The sequence below is a fragment of the Streptosporangium sp. NPDC003464 genome, assembly GCF_053588315.1.
This window is the reverse complement of the sequence record NZ_JBSFPS010000450.1, coordinates 1-4,281: the sequence shown is the minus strand read 5'-3', so window position 1 is coordinate 4,281 and position 4,281 is coordinate 1. Positions and strand designations below refer to the sequence as shown.

Genomic DNA, 4,281 nt, shown 5'->3' with positions numbered 1-4,281 from the left:
GCCATGGGAGCGCACATCCTGCTGAAGGAGATCCTGCCCAACCTCACCGCGCCGATCCTCGTCTACACGACGCTGGCGATCCCGGCCAACATCGGAGGAGGACGCCGACGTCCTGGGCATCGCGGACCTGGCCAAGAAGGTCATCAAGGCGGGTCGCGAGGCCACCGGGTCGCGTGACGTCCGCTGCACGGTCTCCATCGGCGGTTTCGTGCCCAAGCCGCACACCCCGTTCCAGTGGGCGGCCCAGGCCGCCCACGAGACGGTGGACCACCGGCTCAAGGCGTTGAAGGACGCCCTGCGCGGTGACCGGGAGTACGGCAGGGCCATCGGCCTGCGCTACCACGACGGCAAGCCCTCGATCGTGGAGGGCCTGCTCTCCCGGGGCGACCGCCGGGTGGGCAAGGTCATCCGGGCCGTCTGGGAGGACGGCGGCCGGTTCGACGGCTGGAGCGAGCACTTCTCCTACCAGCGCTGGATGGACGCCGCGGCCAAGGTCGGCGTCGACGTCGACTGGTACACCACGCGTGAGCGCGAGGAGAACGAGGTGCTGCCCTGGGACCACCTCGACGCCGGTCTCGACCGCGAATGGCTCTGGCAGGACTGGCAGGACGCCGTCAGCGACGTCGAGGTCGAGGACTGCCGCTGGACCCCGTGCTACGACTGCGGCGTCTGCCCCACCATGGGCACCGAGATCCAGATCGGGCCGACGGGGAAGAAGCTGCTGCCACTGACGGTTGTCTGAGATAGGCCGTGCGTGAGCACGGCCTATCCTGAACTGACGACCACGACTTGGGAAGGACGACACCACCCTGAAACCCGCTCCTGATGGGCCTCCGCCCGCGCCCGTGGTGCAGCGCCTGCGTGTCCGCTACGCCAAGCGCGGACGCCTGCGCTTCACCAGCCACCGTGACATCTCCCGGGCCGTGGAACGCGCGGTCCGGCGCGCCGACGTGCCGGTGGCGTTCAGCGCGGGCTTCTCACCCCACCCCAGAATCTCCTACGTGGGCGCGGCCGCACCCACCGGAGTCGCCAGCGAGGCCGAATACCTCGAGATCGCCGTGACGCGCGAGTGTGACCCCGGCCGGCTCCATGCCGCCCTGGACACCTCGCTCCCGCACGGTCTCGACGTGCTCGACGTCGTCGAGGCGGGCGCCGGGAGCCTGGCCGACCGGCTGGAGTGCTCTGCGTGGGAGGTGCGGCTCCCGGAGGCCGACCCCGCCCTCGCCGGGGTGGCGGTCGAGCGGTTTCTCACCACCGAGCGAGTCGAGGTGGAGCGCCTCACCAAGAAGGGGCCGCGCCGCTTCGACGCGCGTGAGGCGGTGCTGAGCCTCGGGGTTATTGAGGGAACTGAGACAACAGCAGGTCAGGCGTCCAGTCAGCCATGTGTCATACTTCGCATGGTTGTACGGCACGCAACTCCTGCCGTTCGACCCGACGACGTTCTTACTGGACTGCGACTTGTGGCTGACTTCGCGCCGCCGGTGCCCCCCGAGGTGACCAGGCTGGCGCAGGGACCGCTGGACGTGCGCACCGGTAAGCCCGCCGATCCGTTCGACCTTGACCGCGACACTACGCGCGGCGGCGAAACGGAACCGGTGGGCCCGTACGTCGGCGGCGACCTATAGGACTTGGCGCCGGGCCCAGGCCCGGCGTACAGCGAGAGACGAGAGCTCCTGTGCGGCGCGGAGACGCGCCCGGGAGCTGACGGGAGAGCGCCCGCATGCTCGACAACGAGCCCAACGTCGGGGCCAATGGCCCCGGCGGGGATATGACAGAACAGACACAGCCGACACGCCGTCGGCGGGCCGCAAGCCGGCCCGCCGGACCTCCGCCGGAGGAGCCGGAGACCGCCCCGCCGGTGGCGGCGGCCGTGGAGCGGCCTTCCGCGCCGGAGCCGGAGGCCCCGGCGGCGGTGACCACGGCGCCCGAGCCGGAAGCGGTCCAGGAGACGGCGCCCGAGCCGGAGGCGGCTCAGGAGACGGCGCCCAAGCGCGCCACCCGGCGCAAGGCGGCCACGACCGCCGCCACGACCACCACCCGGCGCAGCCGCGCCAAGAAGGCGGAGCCCGAGCCGGCCCCCGAGGCCGCCGCGCCCGCCGCCGAGGAGACCCCCGCGCCGGTGGCGCAGGACAGCCCCGTGCCGGCCGCCGAGCCGACGGCGGAGGAGGCGCCCGCGCCGGTCAAGCGCAGCCGTACCCGCAAGAAGGCCGTCCAGCAGGAGGCGCCGCCGGTCGCGGCGGAGCCGATCGTCGACATCAGCACGGCCGAGGCCGAGGAGGTCGCGGCGGCGCTGCTGCTGACGATGCCCGCCGACGAGGCGCTGGACGACGAGCCCGCCGGTGAGGACGTCACCGAAGAGCGGCCGGGGCTGTTCGTCGACCCGTTCGGGCTGTCGGTCCAGGACCGCGCCGAGGTCCCCTCGGTGACCTTCCAGGCGCCGGCGGCGGTGTTCCAGCCGCTGTTCCAGGCACCCGATCCCTACCGGGCCGAGCAGCCCGCCGTCCGTCCGGCCCCGGCGCAGCAGCCTGTGGCGCAGCCCGAGCCGGAGCCCGCCGAGGTCGAGGCGGAGACCGCCGAGGAGCCCGAGGACGACGACACCGACGGCGACGACGAGGCCGGTGGCCGCCGTCGCCGCCGCCGCAGGGGCGGCCGCGGCCGGGGCAAGACGCGTGAGCTGGACGAGACCGAGGACGACGACTCCGAGCAGTCCGAGGACACGGCGGCGCCCGAGGCCGAGCACGACGAGGACGCGGAGGGCGGCAGTTCCCGTCGCCGTCGCCGTCGCCGCCGCAGGGGCACCGAGGAGGCGGGCGAGGTCCAGGACGATCCGCCGAACACGGTGGTCCGGATCCGCGCGCCCCGCGCCGGGCGCAGCACCTCGGCGGACGAGGTGCAGAGCGTGCGCGGCTCGACCCGCCTGGAGGCCAAGAAGCAGCGCCGCCGGGAAGGCCGCGAGCTCGGCCGGAGGCGTCCGCCGATCATCACCGAGTCGGAGTTCCTGGCCCGCCGGGAGTCCGTCGAGCGCATGATGGTGGTGCGCCGCACCGGTGGCCGGACCCAGATAGCGGTGCTGGAGGACGGCGTCCTCGTCGAGCACTACGTCAACCGTGAGGCGAGCCAGTCCTATGTGGGCAACGTCTACCTCGGCAAGGTGCAGAACGTGCTGCCGAGCATGGAGGCGGCGTTCGTCGACATCGGCAAGGGCCGCAACGCGGTGCTGTACGCCGGTGAGGTCAACTTCGACACCGCCGGGCTGGAGGGCCAGCCCAAGCGGATCGAGGTGGCGCTGAAGTCCGGCCAGTCGGTGCTGGTGCAGGTCACCAAGGACCCGATCGGGCACAAGGGCGCCCGGCTCACCTCGCAGATCAGCCTCCCCGGCCGTTACCTGGTCTACGTGCCCGACGGCTCGATGACCGGCATCAGCCGCAAGCTCCCCGACAAGGAGCGCACCCGCCTCAAGAGCATTCTGAAGAAGGTGATGCCGGAGAACGCCGGGGTCATCGTCCGCACGGCCGCCGAGGGCGCGTCGGAGGAGGAGCTCGGCCGTGACGTGGCCAGGCTGTCGGCCCAGTGGGAGAACATCCAGCGCAAGGCCAAGTCGGCCAGCGCGCCGGAGCTGCTGTCCTCCGAGCCCGACCTGACCGTCCGGGTGGTCCGTGACGTCTTCAACGAGGACTTCACCTCGCTGGTCGTGGCGGGCGACGTGTGGGAGACGGTCGACGAATACGTCCGCTATGTCGCTCCGCACCTGGCCGACCGGCTCTCCCGGTGGGAGGACGGCAGTGACGTCTTCGCCGCCTACCGGATCGACGAGCAGATCGCCAAGGCGATGGAGCGCAAGGTCTGGCTGCCCAGCGGAGGTTCGCTGGTGATCGACCGGACCGAGGCCATGACCGTGGTCGACGTCAACACCGGCAAGTTCACCGGCCAGGGCGGAAACCTCGAGGAGACCGTCACCCGCAACAACCTGGAGGCGGCCGAGGAGATCGTCCGCCAGCTCAGGCTGCGGGACATCGGCGGCATCATCGTCATCGACTTCATCGACATGGTGCTGGAGAACAACCGCGATCTGGTGCTGCGGCGGCTGCTGGAGTGCCTGGCCCGTGACCGGACCAAGCACCAGGTCGCCGAGGTCACCTCCCTGGGTCTGGTGCAGATGACGCGTAAGCGGGTCGGACAGGGCCTCCTGGAGGCCTTCTCCACCGTCTGCGAGTGCTGCAACGGCAGCGGGTGCGGGTGGTCGTCTGCCGCAACATCACCGACGTCGGGCACCTGGTGGAC

2 protein-coding genes and 1 pseudogene are annotated in these 4,281 nt (G+C 71.7%); all 3 read left to right on the top strand.

Annotated features, from left to right (window positions below; translation table 11 throughout):
- Positions 1–91: 91 nt before the first annotated feature.
- A pseudogene (locus tag ACWDS7_RS46885) lies at positions 92–742 on the top strand (TIGR03960 family B12-binding radical SAM protein); the annotation flags it as partial.
- A 103-nt stretch (positions 743–845) separates the two neighbouring features.
- Positions 846–1,625 carry a TIGR03936 family radical SAM-associated protein gene (locus ACWDS7_RS46880; protein ID WP_451934578.1) on the top strand — a complete coding sequence of 260 codons (780 nt, stop codon included), beginning with the start codon at positions 846–848 and terminating at the stop codon, positions 1,623–1,625.
- A 95-nt stretch (positions 1,626–1,720) separates the two neighbouring features.
- Positions 1,721–4,281, top strand: a 2,561-nt coding sequence (locus ACWDS7_RS46875; protein WP_451934577.1) for an Rne/Rng family ribonuclease, incomplete at its 3' end; no start/stop codon positions are given.